Source organism: Deltaproteobacteria bacterium (assembly GCA_020848905.1).
In the GTDB taxonomy this organism is placed as follows: Bacteria; Myxococcota_A; Polyangia.
In genome coordinates this window covers 234,978-252,311 of sequence record JADLHG010000005.1, presented here as the reverse complement: position 1 = coordinate 252,311, position 17,334 = coordinate 234,978, and the positions used below count along the sequence as shown (strand labels likewise).

Sequence of the window (17,334 nt, the reverse complement as noted above, 5' to 3'; positions counted from 1 at the left end):
GGTACTTGAAGGTGCGGGCGGGGGCCAGAGCAGCGCGCCGGAAGGTGGCGCCGGGAGGCCGCGCCGAGAGGCCGGGCTAGCGGCGGTACCGCTGGAGCATGTTGTCGTGGTACCTGACGGGCCACGGGTCGGCCGGGTTGTAGTTCTGTGCGCCGGTGGGCAGGGCGTAGACGTAGCTGTTGGTCTTCACGAAGAGCCGGCCGCTGGCCAGCACGAGCTGCCCCGCGCCGGCGTTCGTCTCGAGGTTCAGGTACTGGCGCTTGAGCGACCCGGTCGTCTGGGTGAGGGCGACGACTTCGCCGGGAGCCCCGTAGAGGTAGGCGTAGACCAGGCCGTCGTCTCCGAGGAGGAGCTCCATCGGTAGCTTCGACAAGCTGGCCGTCCAGAGGGTCGTGCCGTCCCGCTTCACCGCGCGCAGCCCGTGGGCCCCGGCCACCGAGGTTCCGACGAAGATGGTGCCGTTCGCCGCCACGACCGGCGTCGTCCGCGCACCCACGTCCTGGTTGAACTCGACGCTGCCGCTCGGGCTGATGCGCGCCAGACGGCCGTGGTCCGCAGTGGACGAGGCGACCACGAAGGCGTCGTCGGTGTCGACCGCGCCCTGGTAGAGCGCTCCCGCGGGGTCGACCTGCACGCGGTAGACCTGGGTGCGGGTCTGCGTGTTCACGCGCTGGGCGTAGCCCGTTTCTCCGGTCAGGTAGATGTGGTCACCGGCGATGGCGAGCGTGTTATGGCCGCCGTTCGCGGGGCTCACGTGGCCGGAGGTGGTGGGCGGGCTCGCGACGATGGGGTTGGCTCCGCCCCAGGCGTTCCACCAGAAGGTGCCGCGGGCCACGTCCACGGCGTAGTTCTGGGAGTAGTGGCAGCAGCCCGGGCCGACCCAGCTCCAGATCCAGGTGCTGTCGCTGTCGAAGATGTGGGCGTTTTCGAAGCCGCTCAGGATCCAGTCCGGGCCGCTCGGGCGCGGGAGCACAACGTAGCCGTACCCCGGCCCACCGCGGTAGACGCCGTCGTTCGGCATGACGAGGGGCTTGGTGGTGCGCGCCCCCGTGGCCGGCTCGAACGTGTGCATCGCGGGCCAGAGCAGGAGCGCTCCGCTGCTCAGCACGGAGAGCGGCATCTGCGCATCTCCCGTTTGTCCTCGCCACAGCGCCTGCGTGGCCGCGTCGGTGACGATGAGGCACGCGGCGCTCGCCGGGGGGGTGAGCGCGAAGACCTGCGTGGTGACGGCGCCACCGAGGTCGGTGATGGTGGCCGTGACGGACGGGGCCGGCGTGGCCGGGAAGCAGCTCGGCGCGGTCCAGACCAGCTCGCTCGAGCCGCCGCTGCCCGTGGGCGTGCCGAGGGTGCCGCCGGTCGCCGACCACGCGATGGTGACGGCGCCCCCTTCCGGGTCGTGAGCCACCACGCGGAAGGTGACCTGCTCGCTGCCGTTCGGGCTGAGGTTCGAGGCGAACGACGTATCGACGATCGGGGCCACGTTCGCCGTCGGGTCCACGGCCACGGGGACGACCAGCGTGCCGGTGGTGCTGCCGCCGCGCCCGTCGGTCACGGTGACCTGGAGGCTGCAGCGGCCCGAGGCTGGCGCGCTCGCCGGGGCGGTGTAGCTCGGACTCGCCACGCTGATGCTCGAGAAGCTGCCGCCGCAGCCGCCGTCGCTCCAGGCGAAGGCCAGCGCGTCACCGTCGGCGTCCGAGGCCGCGAGCGTCACGGCCGTGACCTGCCCCGGAGCGACGCGCCCCGGGTTCGCCGAGAGCGCGTTCACGGTGGGCCAGTTGTTGAACTCGGTGTTCACCTGCGCCGCGCCGCGCGCGAACTGCGCCGCCACCTGCACGGTGAGGCTCGCGGTCTGGCTGCCGCCGCGCCCGTCGCTGACCGTGACGGCGAAGGTCACCGTCTGATCGCTCGGGGGCGCCGTCCAGACCGGCGTGGCCGAGGCCGCGTTGTCGAAGGTGCCCGTGCCCGCGGTCCAGGCGTAGCTCAGGCTATCGCCGGCGTCGGTGTCGTGGGCCTGCACGATGAGGCCCACCGTCTCGCCCGGCGCGACGCCCGCCGCCGACGCGACGAGCGCGTCGATGAGCGGCACCGCGTTGCCGAACGGAGCGGGCGGGTTCTTCTCCTGGAGCACCACCAGCACGGCGGCCGGCGTGCCCTTGGCGATCGTCACCGCGCTGGCCCGTCCGCCGTAGACCAGCGCGCCGCCGGCGTCGTAGGCGTCTGCCTGGAAGGAGCGATCCGCTCCCACGGGGATGGCCCCGATGGTCCCCTGCCACTTGCCGCCCACCTTGACCAGGTCCTGCACCACGGGGGTCGAGATCCCGGGGCCGCTCACGGTGACCGTCACGCGCCGCACGTCGGCCGCCTACAGCGCGGCCTTCGAAACCCCCACGTTGGCGCTCCCCAGGTCCCCTCCGCACCCCCCGAGAGCCAGAGCCAGGAGGGCGACCCCCCGGACCAAGCGAACTCCCTTCATTAGCATCCTCCGTTACGTTAGTGAGCCGGTCAAAGAGCCCGAGTTCTCGACGAGAGAAACCCCGTCAGGCCCACTCTGACGACTCGGGAGTGCCCCGTCTATACGTGGAACCACGTACATACAGGGTAGGTCGGGCCTGCCAGCGTGAGTGCGATGCGTGATTCAATAGTGGGCTCCAGCCCCCGATTCCTCGTCGCGGCGGGGCTCTTCGCCTGCGCGGTGGCGCACGGCGGCTGCGGGCCGGAAGGCGGGACCTTGCGCGTGATCGCGAGTCCCGAAGGCGGCGGCGGCGCGGTTCCGACCGAGGCTAGCCTCGTGGTTCGTCGGCCTTCCGGTGACGAGCGCCGCGAGGTGCTCTCGCGCGACGCGACGGGGTGGAGCGGGCGGGTCGAGGGTCTCGCTCCGGGTGAACCGCTCGAGGTGCAGGTGGAGGGCCGCGATGCGCTCGGGGCGCCCGTGGCGCGGGGCCAGGCGCGCGAGGTGACCGTGTCCTTCGAGCGCGAGGCTCTGCTCGTCGTCGCGCTGCGCGACCCGACGGCCACGACGGAGGGCGCACCGCTGGCGGCGCTCTGGGCCTCTCCGGCGCAGCCCGCGCCCGGAGAGCGCGTCGAGCTGCGCGCGCTCGGAGCGGATGCGACGGCCTCCGCGTCTTCCTATCTATGGAGCGCGGACGTAGGGCAGCTCGCCGATCCGGGGGCGCAGAAGACCACCTGGCTCGCTCCGCCCGCCGAGCTGCGCGCGCGGCTGCGGGTGGTGGCCCGCGCGTCGATCTTTCTGCCGCAGTCCCTGGACGTGCTCATGGCCGTGACGAGCAAGGGCTGGGCGAACGTGACCGCCACGTTCAACAACTGGCCGGTCGTGCAGAGCCTCGTGGCCACGCCCGGGCGTGTGTCCGCGGGCGAGACGCTCTCGCTCACGCTCACCGCGCGCGACACCGACGGCGATCCGCTCGGCGCGAGCTGGAGCGACGGCTGCGGCGGGATGTTCGACGCGGCCTCGGGGGTCACCTCCGCGAGCTGGACCGCCCCGGCTGCGGGGCCGTCGGGTGGCGTGTGTACTCTCGTCGCGCGGCTCACCGACGGGCGCGGCGGCGAAGCGACCGGATCGGTGACGGTGGTGGTGGGCCCGCCACCGAACCCGAACACCGCGCCCCTCGTGGTCGGCACCTACCAGTCGCAAGAGGTCGTCGCGTCGGGGGACACCGTCACCTTCCGCGCGAAGGCCGAAGACGCCGAGGGGGACGCGCTGACCTACGACTGGCGCGCGACCGGCGGGACGCTCGCGACGCCCACGTTGGGCGCGCAGGGGAGCGAGGTGAGCTGGACCGCTCCCGCGGGGGGCTGCGGCTACAGCGTCCGGATCACGACCGCGGATGCGCGCGGGGCCGCCGTCTCGCACCGTTTTCGCGTCCGCTGTGCGAGCTGCGGGAACGGGACGATCGAGGCGGGCGAGGCCTGCGACGGCGCGGTCCCGGCGGGGCGAAGCTGCGCGGGCGAAGGGTTCGCGGTCGGGCGCCTGGCCTGCACGGAGGTGTGCACGCTCGATACGACGGGCTGCCGCCGCCTCGCGCCTGTGCCCTCGGGCACCACCGCCAGTCTGCGCTCCGTGGGGGGCGGCCTGTCGCGCGTGTGGGCCGTCGGACAGGGGGGACGCATCGTGCGCCTCGACGGCGCGACCGCGCAGCCCGTGGCCTCGCCGGTGACGAGCCTCCTGCGCTCGGTGTGGGGGGCGGGAGTCGGGAGCGGCTGGGCGGTCGGAGATGGGGGCGTAGTGCTGCGTTTCGACGGCGCGGTCTGGCGCTCGGCCGGCCCGAGCGGCACGGCGAACGCGCTCTTCTCCGTCACCGGGAGCGACGATGCGAATCGCTGGGCGGTGGGGGGTGGCGGGACGGTGCTTCGCGGGAACGGCGCGAGCTGGGCTCCCGTCAGCTCGGGGACGGGCAAGCGTCTCGAGGCGGCGTGGACGAGCGCGCCCGCGGAGCTCTGGGCCTGTGGCGCGGACGGCACCGTCCTGCGCGGTGGGCCGGCGGGGCTCGTCACGCTCCGCGGCGGCGTCACGGGGCAGACCCTCTCGGGGCTCTGGGGGAGCGACGCCACGAACGTGTGGGCCGTGGGGGCGGCGGGCGCGATCCTGCGCTTCGACGGGCAGAGCTTCGCCACCGTGTCGTCGGGAACTACGACCGCGCTCCGGAGCGTGTGGGGGGCCGGGCCTTCGGAGCTCTGGGCCGTGGGTGCCGGGGGCACGGTGCTCTGGCTGGACGGCGCGAACGCGACGGCGGTGCCGTCGGGGACCACGCAGACCTTGAACGGGGTGTGGGGGCGCGGGCCGACGGAGGTGTGGATCGTCGGTGACCGAGGGACGGTGCTCAGGGTCCACGCAGGAACGAACGACTAATGCATAGGGGCGCGATGACGACCAGAGATCGGGTGCGTTGGTTGAGCGCGTGGAGCCTCCTGCTCGCCGCCGCGTGCGGCAGCCTCGGCGGGGCGGAGGGCGGCGCGAACGTGCGCGTGAGCGTTTCCAAGCTCGGGTCCTCCGACGTGCAGCGCGTGGCCCTGAGCGTGACCGGTCCGGGCATCGCGGAGCCGCTGGTGCACGAACTGGCGCAGGTGGAGGGGCGCTGGCAGGGCACGATCCTCAAGATCCCCGCCGGAGCCGACCGCGTCTTTCGCGCCGAGGCGCGAGGCGCAGCCGACGCCGTGCTCTTCGCCGGCCAGGCGAGCGGCGTGACCATCGCGCCGAACGGGCTGGCGCTCGTGAGCCTCCGGCTGCAGCAGGCGAGCCCTCCCACCCCGTTCCAGAACCACGTGCCGATCATCGAGAGCCTCGTGGCCTCTGCCGGAGTCGTGCCGCCCGGAGGCACCGTCGCGCTCGCCGTGACGGCCGCCGACGCCGACGGCGAGCCCCTGGCGATCACCTGGAGCGCCCCCGCGGGGAGCTTCGGCTCGGCCGCCGCGGCGAGCACGACCTTCACGGCCCCGGCCACCGAGGGCCCGGTGCCCTTGACCGTGGTGGTGAGCGATCCGAAGGCCGGGGTCGTCTCGGCCAGCCTGACGCTGCTCGTCTCCGCCTCGGCGGCCACCGGTGGCGCGGGCGTGGAGGTGACCTTCAACACCTGGCCGGTGATCACCGGCCTATCTGCCACGCCGGGGCGGGTGCCGCCCGGGCAGAGCTCCGTCCTGGCCCTCACGGTCTTCGACGCCGACGGAGACGCCCTGTCCTACGCCTGGAGCGATGGCGGCTGCGGGGGGACCTACGCGGGCGCGGCGGTCGAGGACCCGAGCTGGACGGCCCCAACCGCCGCGCCCCCGATCGGTACCTGCACGCTGGTGGTGAGCGTGCAGGACGGCGCGGGGGGCAGCACGATGGGCGCGCTCACGCTGCCCGTGGGGAGCGGCCCGCTCGTGAACAGCCCGCCGGTCTTCACGGCGCTCTTCCAGTCCGCGCGGACCGTGGGTCCGGGGGGGACGGTGCTCTTCCGTGCGGTGGCGGTGGATCCCGAGGGACAGGCCCTCGCCTTCGACTGGAGCGCCTCCGCCGGCACGCTCGGCGCGCCGGTCCCGACCAGCGGCGCGAGCCAGGTGAGCTGGACGGCTCCGCTCTCGGGGTGCAGCCACCGCGTGACGGCGCGGGTCACCGACGCGGCGGGGACCGCGAGCGCGTACGTCTTTCCGGTCTCGTCGTGCCCCACCTGCGGGAACGGGAGCCTCGAGGCGGGGGAGCAGTGCGATGGCGCAGCCTTCGGCAGAGCGAGCTGCACCACGCTCGGCTTTTTGCGCGGCACGCTGGCCTGCGGGCCGAGCTGCGCCTTCAATACGATCGGATGTTCTAATATTCCGGCGGAGGCCTGCGGCAACGACGCTGACGACGACGGGGACGGGGCGATCGACTGCTGGGACAGCGACTGCCAGGCCGACGCGCGCTGCACCGGCCGCGGCGTCCCCTACCTGGTGAAGGATCTGGCCCCGAACGTGAACCCGGGCTCGTCGCCGAACCAGTTCACCTTCCTCGCGGGCAGCCTCTACTTCCAGGCGGGCGACGCGGCGACGGGGACGGAGCTCTGGAGGACCGACGGAACCCTCGCGGGGACGATGCTGGTGAAGGACCTCAACCCCGGGCCGGGAAGCAGCTACCCGTACCCGCTGGTCGTTTTCGACGGCGCGCTCTATTTCGGTGCCAGCGACGGTACGAGCGGGTACGAGCTCTGGAAGAGCGACGGGACGGCGGCGGGGACGGTGCGAGTGAAGGACCTGAACCCGGGCACGGCGAGCTCTAGTCCTAGCCAGCTGACGGTGGTCGGCAGCACGCTCTTCTTCAGCGCCGCGACGCCCGCGAACGGCCGCGAGCTCTGGCGCTCGGATGGCACCGAGGCCGGCACGGTGCTGGTGCGAGACCTGGTCCCCGGCACTGCGGACGCCAGCCCGTCCTACTTCGTCGCGCATGGCGGCGTGCTCTACTTCGCCGCGAACGTCTCCGGCTACGGCACGGAGCTCTGCCGCAGCGACGGCACGTCGGCGGGGACCGGTCTGGTGAAGGACCTCCGACCGGGCACCGCGGCATCGTGGCCCAGCGACCTCCGCAGCGTGGGGGGCAGGCTCCTCTTCGCGGCCGACGACGGAGCGACGGGCTCCGAGCTCTGGAGCTCGGACGGGACGGAGGCGGGGACGGTCCTGGTGAAGGACCTCTTACCCGGCACCGGGGCGGGCTATAGCAAGGGCTTCGCGACGATCGGCGGCACGCTGTACTTCTGCGGCAACGACGGTGCCGGGGCCGGATACGAGCTCTGGAAGAGCGATGGCACAGCAGCGGGTACGATGCTGGTGAAGGACATCTATCCCGGGGCCGGTAACGCGTGCGGGAGCGCCACGGGTGTAGTGGCCGGCGGGCGACTGTACATCGTGGCCAATGAGGGGACGGGCGCCTACAAGCTCTGGAAGAGCGACGGCACGGCTCTGGGTACGGTGCGCGTCAGCGACGTGGGGGTCCCCATTGCAAACAGTGGGATCATCACCACCGTCGGAACCAGCGTCGTCTTTCGAGGCGACGATGGAACCCGAGGTTCGGAGCTCTGGAAGACCGACGGCACGGCTGCCGGTACCGTGATGCTCAAGGACATGGTGCCCGGCATCGTCGGTTCCAGTCCCAACTACCTGGTCGCTCTCGGCGGCACGGTCTACTTCTCCGCCGAGGACGGCGTGAACGGCCCGGAGCTCTGGAAGACGAGCGGCACGCCGGAGACCACCGTGATGGTGAAGAACATCAACGGGGTCGTGGGGTCCCCGAACGGCGCCGCGGGGCTGACCGCCACGACCTCCGGTGGGCGCTACTTCTTCAGCCAGAGGGGGCGGGCCGGCGCCCCTGCCGAGCTCTGGGTCAGCGACGGGTCGGGAGCTGGAACGACGCGCCTGCTCGGCGTCGCGGCCGAGCCCAGTCGGACCGTACATATCGGCACGATGGCGAACGTGAGCGGGACGGTGTTCTTTGCCGTAAGTCAAGTCGACACGAGTTTCGCCTCGTGTAGCGGTGAGCTCTGGAAGACCGACGGGACGATTGCCGGCACGGTTCGCGTTGCGGGGGGCTTCGCGGGAGGGTTCGGGTGTCCGGAAGGGCCGATCACGCGCGCGGTGGGCGCGAACGGCACCCTGTTCTTCGTGGCGGACAACGGCGTCGATGGCTCCGAGCTCTGGAAGAGCGACGGCACGCTCGCCGGGACCGTCATGTTGCGTGACATTAACCCGGGCTCTAGTGGGTCCGGCATCTACTGGATGCTCGACGTGAACGGTACGCTCTGCTTCGCCGCCAACGACGAGACCCATGGCCTGGAGCTCTGGAGGTCGGACGGGACGGCGGCGGGGACGGTGCTGGTGAAGGACCTCGAGCCGGGAAGCGCAGGGTCGAATGCGAGGCCGCAGGTGGCGGTCGGCAGCACGCTCTATTTCGTGGCGCGCGAGGCGAACACCGGTTACGAGCTCTGGAAGACCGACGGCACAGACGCGGGGACGGCTCTGGTGAAGGACCTCAACCCGGGCAGCGCGGGGTCTGACCCCATGGAGCTGACCGTTATAGGAACTACGCTCTATTTCAGCGCCAACGACGGCTCGAGCGGCTACGAGCTCTGGAAGAGCGACGGCACCGCGGCCGGCACCGTGCGGGTCAGGGACATCTTGCCCGGCCCCTCCTCCTCCGGTCCTTCCGGCTTCGCCGTGCTCGGCGGCAAGCTCCTCTTCTCCGCGACCGACGGGGTCAGCGGGACCGAGCCATGGGTCAGCGATGGCACGGCGGCAGGCACGGTGATGCTGCGGGACCTCTACCCGGGTCCCGTCACCCCCGGGGCCTATAGGTTCGTAGCGGTCGGCGGTGCTGCGTACTTTGGCGCCGACGACGGGGCGACCGGGCGCGAGCTCTGGAAGACCGACGGCACGGCGGCAGGCACAGTGCGCGTGGCCGACCTCGTGCCGGGCTCACCGGGCTCCTCCCCGGACGCCATGGCCACCGCCGGCTCGCGCCTCTTCTTCTGGGCCACCACCCCGGACACGGGGTGGGAGCTCTGGGCGCTGCAGCCGTAACCGCCTGGCCCCGCCCCCGTCCCCGTCCCCGCGTTCCCCCCGAGTCCTACGACGCCTCCGCGTCCTCGACCTTCTGCTCCGAGCCCTTCGTGCGCGGCTTCCGCCGCAGGAGGCGCGCGAGCTTGCCCCGCCAGCGGTCGGCCAGCACGTAGAAGGCAGGGACCACGAGCAGCGAGAGGGCGGTGGAGACGGCCACGCCACCCACGACGGCGAGGCCCATCGGGCGGCGCACCTCGGAGCCCGGTCCGAGGCCGAGCATGAAGGGCAACGCGGCCATTAGCGTCGCGACCGAGGTCATGAGGATCGGCCGCAGGCGGATCGGGCCGGCCCCGAGCATCGCCTCGCGCGCGTCGTGCCCCTGCCTGCGGAGCTGCGTGGCGTAGTCTACGAGGATAATAGAATTCTTCTTCACAATCCCCATGAGAAGCAGAATGCCGATCATGCTCATCATGTTGAGGGACTGTCCGCCGAGGGTGAGCGCCGCCGCCGCGCCGGCCACCGAGAGCGGCAGGATGGTGAGCACCGTGATCGGGTGCAGGAAGGAGTTGAACTGCGAGGCGAGGATCATGTAGGCCACCGCGATGCCGAGAAAGAGCGCGAAGAGCAGCCCTCCCCCCGACTCGCGGTAGGTCACGCTCGCCCCCTCGAGGACGAGATGGTAGCCGGCGGGCAGATCCCGGCCGAGTCGCTCCACCTCGGCGATCACCTCGCCCTGCGAGTGCCCGGGTCCCACGTTGCCGAAGAGGGTGATGGCGCGCTCCCGATCGCGCCGCATCACGGCCTGCAGCGCGGGGAGCTCCTGGTGGCTCACGAGGGAGGAGAGGGGCACAAGCTCGCCCGAGGAGGTGCGGACGCGCAGGCGCGTGAGGTCCTCGGGGCGGCTGCGCTGCGCGGCGAGGAGGCGCAGGCGCACGTCCACGCGCCGGCCGCCGCTCGAGTACTTGCCCACGCGCACGCCGCCCACAAGCGCGTTCAGCGTCGTGGCCACGGCCTCGATCGGCACCCCCAGGTCGGCCGAGCGCGCCCGCTCGGGGGTGATGCGGAGCTCGGGGATGCCGAGCTGGTAGTCCGAATCGGCATCCTGCAAGAGCCCGCTGACGGTCAGCTTCTCCTTGAGCGCCTGGCTGACGGTCACGAGCTTGTCCCAGTCGGGGCCGCGCACCGAGAACTCGACGGGGAAGCCCCGTGAGGCGGAGAAGCCCGACTGCGAGAGGTCCATCACCACGGCCTTGAGGCCCGGGATTCCGTTCAGCTTGCCGCGGAGATAGCCCGCGAAGGCCTTCTGGCTGAGCGCGCGCTCCTTGCGCGGCTTGAGCGTGGTGAAGAGCACGCCGGTGTTCACGCCCGTGCCGCCGAAGCCGCCCACGATGCCAAAGTAGCGCCGCACGGCGGGGTGCTGGCCCACGACCGCCTCCGCCTTGCGCATCAGGAGGTCGGTCTCGCGGATGTTCGAGGCCACAGCGGTCTGGAGGCGGACCATCAGGAAGCCCTGGTCCTGCGAGGGGACGAACTCGCTCGGCAGGCGCTTGAGGAGGGCCAGCGCTCCGGCGAAGACCCCCACGCCGACGAGTACGACGAGGAGTGGTCGGCGGAGCCCCCGCTCGAGGAGCCAGCGGTAGCCGTGGGATAGGCGCTGGAAGAAGCGGCTGACGAGGCCCGCCAGCCCCCCCTCGTGCGCGCCGTGGCGGAGGATCTGCGCGCAGCGCGCTGGGGCGAGCGTGACGGCCTCCACGTACGAGAGCAGCACGGCGACGGAGAGCGTGACGCCGAACTGCAGGAAGAACTTGCCGATGATCCCGGGCATGAAGACCACCGGGATGAAGATCGCCACCACGGCCAGAGTGGCGGCGAGCGCGGCGAAGCTGATCTCCTGCGTCCCCTCGAGCGAGGCGGCCACGCGGTCCTTGCCGCCGTCGAAGTGGCGGTAGATGTTCTCGAGCACCATGATCGCGTCGTCCACCACAATGCCGACGGCGAGCGAGAGGGCGAGCAGCGTGAAGGTGTTGAGCGTGAAGCCCAGGAAGTAGATCGTGGCGATCGTGCCGAGGAGCGACATCGGGATGGCGAGGAGGATGTTCAGGGTGCTCGAGAGCGAGCCGAGGAAGAGCCAGCAGACGAAGGCGGTGAGCAAGACCGCGAGCAGGAGCTCGAAGCGGATCTCCTCGACGGATTCGCGGATGTAGACCGTGGAATCGAAGTTCACCCCGATCTGCATGCCGGCGGGGAGCGTGCTCTGGAGCTCGGTGAGGAGCTTCTTCACGCCGTTCGCCACGCCGACCGCGTTCGCGCCGCGCTGCTTCTTGATCCCCATCCCCTGGGCCGGCTGGCCGTTGACCCGGGCGAAGCGGCGCTCGTCCTCGAAGCCGTCCTCGACGAGCGCCACGTCCGAGAGGTAGATCGGTCGCCCGGCTTCCTCGCGGATCACCAGCCGACGCAAGGCATCGAGGTCGAGCGCCTCGCCGAGGACGCGTACGTTCACCTCGCGCGCGTCGGTCTCGAGGCGGCCGGCCGGCAGCTCGACGTGCTCGCGCCTGAGCGCGGTGGTCACGTCGGTGACCGTGAGCCCTCGCTCGTTCAGGCGGTTGGCGTCGAGCCAGAGGCGCACGTTGCGCTCGAGGTAGCCGCCGAGCATCACCTCGCCCACCCCCGGCACCGTCTGGAGCTTCTCCTTGATGCGGTAGCGCGCGTAGTCGGTGATCACCTGGCGCGGGAAGGGGCCCGAGAGGCCGACCCACATGATCGGGTTGTCCTCGGGGTTGGTCTTGGAGATGACCGGCGGGTCCATCTCCTTGGGCAGCCGCATCTGCGCCTGCGAGACCTTGGTCTGCACGTCCTGCAGCGCGAGGTCCACGTTGCGCGAGAGGTGGAGCTCCACCGTGACCGTGGCCGATCCCTGGCGCGAGACGGAGTTCACCGCCCGCACCCCCTCGACCTGCATCACCGCCTCTTCGATCGGCTCGACGAGGTCGTGCTCCACCACCTCGGGTGCGGCCCCCTCCCAGGTCAGCGCGACGGTGATCGTCGGGAAGTCCACATCGGGGAACTGGCTGATGCCGATGCGCGTGAGCGCGATGCCGCCGAAGACGACCGTGGCGGCCATGAGCATCCAGGCGAAGACCGGCTTGCGGACGCAGACCTCGGTGATCTTCACCGCGCCCGCTCCTCGGGGCGAGCCAGGCCCGCTCCCCCCGCGGGAGGTGCGCCGCCCGCGGCCTCGCCGGCGAGCACGCGCACCTGGGCGCCATTGCGGAGCGCCTCGGCCCCGCGCACGACGAGGAGCTCTCCGGCGGAGAGGCCGCTCCGGACCTCGACGCGTCCCTCGGCCGTGCGCATACCGAGCTGCACCACGCGCTCCACGGCCTTGCTCCCGACTACGACGTAGGCCAAAAAGCCGCGCTCGCTCGGTCGCACCGCGAGCTGCGGGATCACCGGCGCCTCGCGCGTGCCTCCCACGGCGGCGGTGACCTCGGCGAAGGCCCCCGGCCTGAGCTCCTGCTGGTCGGGTCCCGCGATCTCGCCGGTCACGGCCACCATGCGCGAGCGCTCGTCGGCGAGCTGGCCCACCTGGGTCAACTTCGCCGCGTGCAGAGCGGGGAGATTGCGCACCTTGAAGCGCACCGTCTGGCCCAGGCGCAGGCGCGCCGCCTCTACGTCGGTGACCTGGAAACGCAGGAGCAGCGGGTCACGCCGCACGAGGGTGGCGAGGATCGCCTCGGGCTTGGCGTACTGGCCCGTCTGCACGGTGCGCGTCTCGATCACCCCGCCGATGGGGGCGCGGACGTACGCGTCGCGCAGGTCGAGCTGGGCCTTGTCGAGCGCGGCACGGGCCTGCGCCACGTCGGCCTCGGCGGTGCGGGTCCGGGTGCGGTAGAGGTCGAGCTCCTCGCCGCGGAGCAGGCCCGGGTTCTCCGCGCTGGCCTTCTCTCGTCGCGCGAGGCCGGCCTTCGCGTCGGCGAGCGACGCCTCGGCCTTCTGCAGCGAGGCGCGCGCCGAGGCCACGGCGATGCGGTAGCGCGCGGGCTCGATCTCGGCCAGCACCTGGCCCGCCTTGACCGTCTCTCCGTCCTTGAAGCGCACGCGCTCCACGACCCCGGTGACGCGCGGCGTGACCTGCACCTTCTCGTAGGCCTCCACCGAGCCGACGGCGGTCACGGCGTACTGCACGACCTCGGTCCGCACCCGCGCCACCTCGACGGGAAAGGTCAGCGGTCCGCCGCCTGGACCGCCTGGGCCTCCGGGTCCGCGGCCGCCTGAGCCCTTCGAGGAGGCCGATTCGTTCGAGCAGCCCGCGAGCCCGAGCGAGAGCGCTAGAGCGACGGCGGGGGCGCACGCCACGGCGCGTGGGGATCGCATCATGAGCGGCGCTCCTCGACGGTGGGAAGGGGGTCGTGGCCCAGCGCGGCGCGCAGGTTCAGGTAGGCGATGGCCAGGCCGTAGCGCTCGCGGGCGAAGTTCACCTCGGCGTCGAAGAGCCGGGTGCTGGCGTCGGCGTTCTCGAGCGCGCTGGCGAGCCCCTGCCGGTAGAGCGCCGCCGTTTCGCGCGCGTTCTTGGCCGCCGCGTCGACGGCCACCTGGGCCAGTCGACTCGCGGCCTGCGCGTTCTCGATCTCCACCAGCGCGCGGCGCACGTCGAGCGCCACCTGTCGGGACCGGGCCTCTGTTTCGGCCTCCGCGGCGCGCGTCTGGGCGCGGCGCTCCTTCCATTCGCCGTACCAGACGCCCCCGTCGAAGAGGGTCCAGCTCAGACTCAGGCCGAGCGACCAGTCCACGTACTTCCCGACGAAGCCCGGTTCGTTCGTGGCCTTGACCTGCCCCGAGAAGACGAGGCTCGGCAGGACGCGCAGCAGCGGCTCCGAGGCGAAGGCGCGCAGCGCGCGGAGCTGTCCCTCGGAGGCCCGCAGGTCCAGGCGCTGCCGCCGCGCCTCCTCCACGAGCTTCTGGCTCGAGGCGACCTTGGCCGACGCCAGCGCCAGGAGCGGCTCGGGCACCTCGAGCGCGTCGGAGACCTCGGTGTTCAGAAGGTGGCCGAGCTGCAGCCGCGCCGTGGCCACGCTGGCGCGGGCGCGGGTGAGCTCCCGCTCGGCGATGGCGCTCTCCAGCTCGGCCTTGGTCACGTCGTTCGAGCTCGATAGCTGCGCTCCGTAGCGCGCGCGGGCGTCGGCCAGGTTCTGGCGAGCCAGGGCCAGGCGGCGCCCGGCGGACTGCACGACCCACTCGAGGGTCAAGGTGGAGAGGAAGGCCTGCGCGGTCTCGAAGCGCAGGAGGCGTTTCTGATGCTCGCTGCTCGAGCGCGTGGCCTTGCGGTCCTCGAGCGCCTGGCGGTAGAGCGGATACGAGCGCGGATCGAAGAGGGTCTGGCTGAGCGTCACCGTGGCCTGCAGGCCGTGCAGCCTGAGCAGCGTGACGGGCTCCGTGCCGAGCTGCCGCGTGACCTCCGTCGAGCGGCGGCTGTAGCTCGCCGTACCGACGAGATTCGGGAAGAAATAGGCGCGCGCGCGCGTCACCCGGGCGTCGCTCGCGAGGCGCCTCTCGTCGGCCGCGCGGGCCAGCTCGTTGTGCGCCAGGGCGAGCTGGATCGCTCGGTCGAGCGAGAGGGGCGCGGCGTCGCCCGGGCGCGGCGCGAGGAGAGCCAGGACCAGGAGCGTGGGCGTGCGGAGCGACATGGGGCGCGTTCTCGACGGAGGCGCACCCGAGAAGAGGGGCCCTCCCGGCCCGGGATATAGCACCAAGCCCGGGGCGTGGCGAGTGGCATCGGGAGAGCCCATCCCCCCGGCGTACGGGCCCTACCGCATACCGGCCCTACCGCACGAAGACCTGCGTCCAGTAGGGGGTGCGGCCCTCGCATTGAACGAGGCCCACCCCGACGCCAGTCCAGCTCGCGTCGAGGATGTTGCGCCGGTGGCCGGTGCTCTGCATCCAGCCCGTGTGAACCGCCTCGGCGGAACGATAGCCCACGGCGATGTTCTCGCCCGCCCCACGAAAGGTCATCCCCGCGAGGCGCAGGCGGCCGGCCGGCGAGGTCCCTTCCGGCGTGAGATGCGAGAAGTAGCGACGCGAGCACATGTCCTGGCTGTGCGCGCGCGCCACCGCCGCGGCCTTGGCGTCGCAGCGCAGGGGCTGAAGGCCCGCGGCGAGGCGAGACTGGTTGAGCTGGCCGAGCACCTGCGCCTCGGTCGCGCTGGCGCACTCGGTCGCGGCCGGGGCAGGGCCACCGGCGGGGGCGCTCGGCGCGGGGATCACGCGCACGCGGGGCGGAAGCGTGGGGGCGCGGTAGGGGACCGGCGGAATCTCATCGGCCTCGCTCGAGGGGATCTCGAGCTCCGGGGACGGGATCTCCACCTCGGCGCTCGGCACGCTCGCAGCCGACGGGATCTCGCCGCGCGACGGCCGCGCCGGGAAGTCCGACGCGGGCGCGTTGCTCGGAACCTGCCAGGGGTGACGCAGGCGGAAGTGCACCCGCGTGATGCAGCGCGTGGTGCGGCTCTCGCCGTCGTCGTAGGTGATGCAGGTCGTTACCGGCCGGCGGTCGGCGATGGCGGTCCCCTGACCGAGGGTGACGGTGGTGAGGACGGTCAGGCTCGAGAGCAGCATGGATGGGCGCATGAAGCACCTCCCGGTTTCCCGAGAGAGGCTGCAACGTGCGGGCCACCCCACGGACAGATCTTGCCGTGTGTTTCCGAGGGACTGTGCATTCGAGAGCGGGCGAGCGGCCGGGCGTGCACAGCCCGGTGTGAACCGGCGTTCACGATGCCGCAGCCCGCATCGCGTTCGGGAGGGTGCGGCCGGAGTGCTCCGCGCACCGCGGGTCCGGCGCCGAGGTGGGGGGCGCCGCGAGGTGGGGGTCGAACTGCTCGGCGAGGTAGGCTTTCGGGTCGACCAGCCGCTGGGTGCGGTAGAGCACACGCAGGAGCTGCGGGATCTGGCGCGGCTGAACCCCCTTCAGGTGATGCCACCAGGGCCGTACCCCCTTCGCGTTCAGGACGGTGCGACGCCACGACTCGGCGAAGAGCTCGAAGAAGCGCTCTCGACCGAGGCGCGGCTCCCAGAGGACGTGGTGCATGTCGAAGTTGGACCAGCTCGGCTCGCGCACCCGGTGCTTCGTCTCTTCGTAGTAGGCCGTGCCCGGCAGCGGAGTCAGGATCGTATAGCCCGCGCGGTAGAGGCCGAGACGGTCCTTGAAGTCCCACAGATGGTGAAACTCGGCCTCGTCCCAATCGGGGTCCACGATGAAGTTCCCCGTCACGCCTGCGTCGAGCTCGCGGCAGACCGCCACCGCGCGCACGATGTCGTCGGTCGTCGCGTCCTTGGCGAGAGCATGCAGCCCGCGGTCGGTGGGCGCCTCGAAGCCAAAGAAGAGGTCGAAGCGCTCGGCCAGAGGACGCCAGGCCTCGAGGAGCTCGGGGTGTCGTGCGACGATATCCGTTCGCGTCTGCACGAGCATCCAGTGCTTCTTGATCCCTCGACGCGCGAGGGCCCGCGCCAGCTCGAGGCTACGCGCCGGCGGATAGAAGAAGAGGTCGTCCGCGACGAAGACGTTGCGCCCCGTGGCCATGAAGTCCTGCACCACGTAGTCGAGCTCGCGAAAGCGGAAGGTGCGGTCCACGTGCTGCCAGATCGAGCAGAAGGTGCAGCGGTAGGGACAGCCGCGCGCCGTCTCGAGCAAGTAGACGGGCCGCATGTTGACGCACAGGTACTCGTGCTGAAATCGCGCCATCAGGTGCCGCGACGGGAGCGGCACGCGATCCAGGCTGATGCGGGTCGCGCTCACGGGTCCCTTGCGGAAGCCGAAGGTCGCGTCGCGATCGCGAATCCAGAGCCCCGCGACCTCGTCGAGGGGGCGACGCTCCGAGAGCGCCCGAACGAGGTCCGGCACGACCTGTTCGCCGTCTTCGAAACAGAGCGCATCCACCTCGGGAGCGAAGAAGGGAGTCGGGTAGACGGCTGCGGCGTGTCCGCCTACCAGCACGAAGGCGCGCGCGTTCCAGGCCTTCACCCGGCGCGCGACGCCGAGGGCCTCCTCGGTGTCGAGCGTGTGCGAGGCGGCGATGCCCACCAGCTCGGGGCGAAAGGCGCGCAGCACGCGTTGGATGGACCCGGCGAAGCGCAGGTCGACGATCCGCACTTCGTGGCCGTCGCGCTCGAGCGCCGCGGCCACGTACGCGAGGCCGAGGGGCTCGATGCGGAAGAAGGGACCCAGGCCGAAGCGTTCGTTCGGGGCCACGGGCCTGACGAGGAGTACCTTCATCGCGGCGGAGCTTGCATCAGGCGGGCCCCGCCGGACAAGGTCCGATTTTC

The 17,334-nt window shown here is 71.8% G+C and carries 8 protein-coding genes; 2 read left to right on the top strand and 6 right to left on the bottom strand.

Going from position 1 to position 17,334, the window contains the following annotated elements; genetic code table 11:
* Positions 1–76: 76 nt before the first annotated feature.
* A complete protein-coding gene (locus tag IT371_03990; GenBank protein MCC6746794.1) occupies positions 77–2,353 on the bottom strand; it encodes a hypothetical protein in 2,277 nt (758 codons plus the stop codon).
* Between the two features lie 273 nt (positions 2,354–2,626).
* On the opposite strand from IT371_03990, the gene IT371_03985 reads away from it, so the two are divergent.
* Both IT371_03985 and IT371_03980 read left to right on the top strand, forming a co-directional pair.
* Positions 2,627–4,867, top strand: a complete 2,241-nt coding sequence (locus tag IT371_03985) for a hypothetical protein (GenBank protein MCC6746793.1) — start codon at positions 2,627–2,629, stop codon at positions 4,865–4,867.
* A gap of 14 nt (positions 4,868–4,881) precedes the next feature.
* Positions 4,882–9,039, top strand: a complete 4,158-nt coding sequence (locus IT371_03980) for a hypothetical protein (protein ID MCC6746792.1) — start codon at positions 4,882–4,884, stop codon at positions 9,037–9,039.
* 46 nt (positions 9,040–9,085) lie between these two features.
* On the opposite strand, the gene IT371_03975 is transcribed toward IT371_03980, so the two are convergent.
* The 5 genes from IT371_03975 to IT371_03955 all read right to left on the bottom strand — a co-directional run bounded on the left by IT371_03975 (position 9,086) and on the right by IT371_03955 (position 17,284).
* Complete coding sequence (locus tag IT371_03975; GenBank protein MCC6746791.1) at positions 9,086–12,190, bottom strand: efflux RND transporter permease subunit; 3,105 nt, start codon at positions 12,188–12,190, stop codon at positions 9,086–9,088.
* Entirely contained in the window at positions 12,187–13,395 is a 1,209-nt protein-coding gene (locus IT371_03970) for an efflux RND transporter periplasmic adaptor subunit (GenBank protein MCC6746790.1), read from the bottom strand. The genes IT371_03975 and IT371_03970 overlap by 4 nt, the downstream gene beginning before the upstream one ends.
* Positions 13,392–14,702, bottom strand: coding sequence for a TolC family protein (locus IT371_03965; protein ID MCC6746789.1), 1,311 nt, complete (start codon positions 14,700–14,702; stop codon positions 13,392–13,394). Before IT371_03965 ends, IT371_03970 begins: the two co-directional genes overlap by 4 nt.
* 136 nt (positions 14,703–14,838) lie before the next feature.
* On the bottom strand, positions 14,839–15,642 hold the full coding sequence (locus IT371_03960) for a hypothetical protein (protein ID MCC6746788.1): 804 nt from the start codon (positions 15,640–15,642) through the stop codon (positions 14,839–14,841).
* Positions 15,643–15,781: 139 nt separating this feature from the next.
* On the bottom strand, positions 15,782–17,284 hold the full coding sequence (locus IT371_03955; GenBank protein MCC6746787.1) for a cobalamin-dependent protein: 1,503 nt from the start codon (positions 17,282–17,284) through the stop codon (positions 15,782–15,784).
* Between the last annotated feature and the right edge of the window lie 50 nt (positions 17,285–17,334).

What these genes read in the sequence shown, in the direction of transcription:
- IT371_03960 (MCC6746788.1), bottom strand. Translation starts at nt 15,642, where the DNA reads ATGCGCCCATCCATGCTGCTCTCGAGCCTGACCGTCCTCACCACCGTC.
- IT371_03965 (MCC6746789.1), bottom strand. Translation starts at nt 14,702, where the DNA reads ATGTCGCTCCGCACGCCCACGCTCCTGGTCCTGGCTCTCCTCGCGCCG.
- IT371_03970 (MCC6746790.1), bottom strand. Translation starts at nt 13,395, where the DNA reads ATGATGCGATCCCCACGCGCCGTGGCGTGCGCCCCCGCCGTCGCTCTA.
- IT371_03955 (MCC6746787.1), bottom strand. Translation starts at nt 17,284, where the DNA reads ATGAAGGTACTCCTCGTCAGGCCCGTGGCCCCGAACGAACGCTTCGGC.
- IT371_03985 (MCC6746793.1), top strand. Translation starts at nt 2,627, where the DNA reads ATGCGTGATTCAATAGTGGGCTCCAGCCCCCGATTCCTCGTCGCGGCG.
- IT371_03980 (MCC6746792.1), top strand. Translation starts at nt 4,882, where the DNA reads ATGACGACCAGAGATCGGGTGCGTTGGTTGAGCGCGTGGAGCCTCCTG.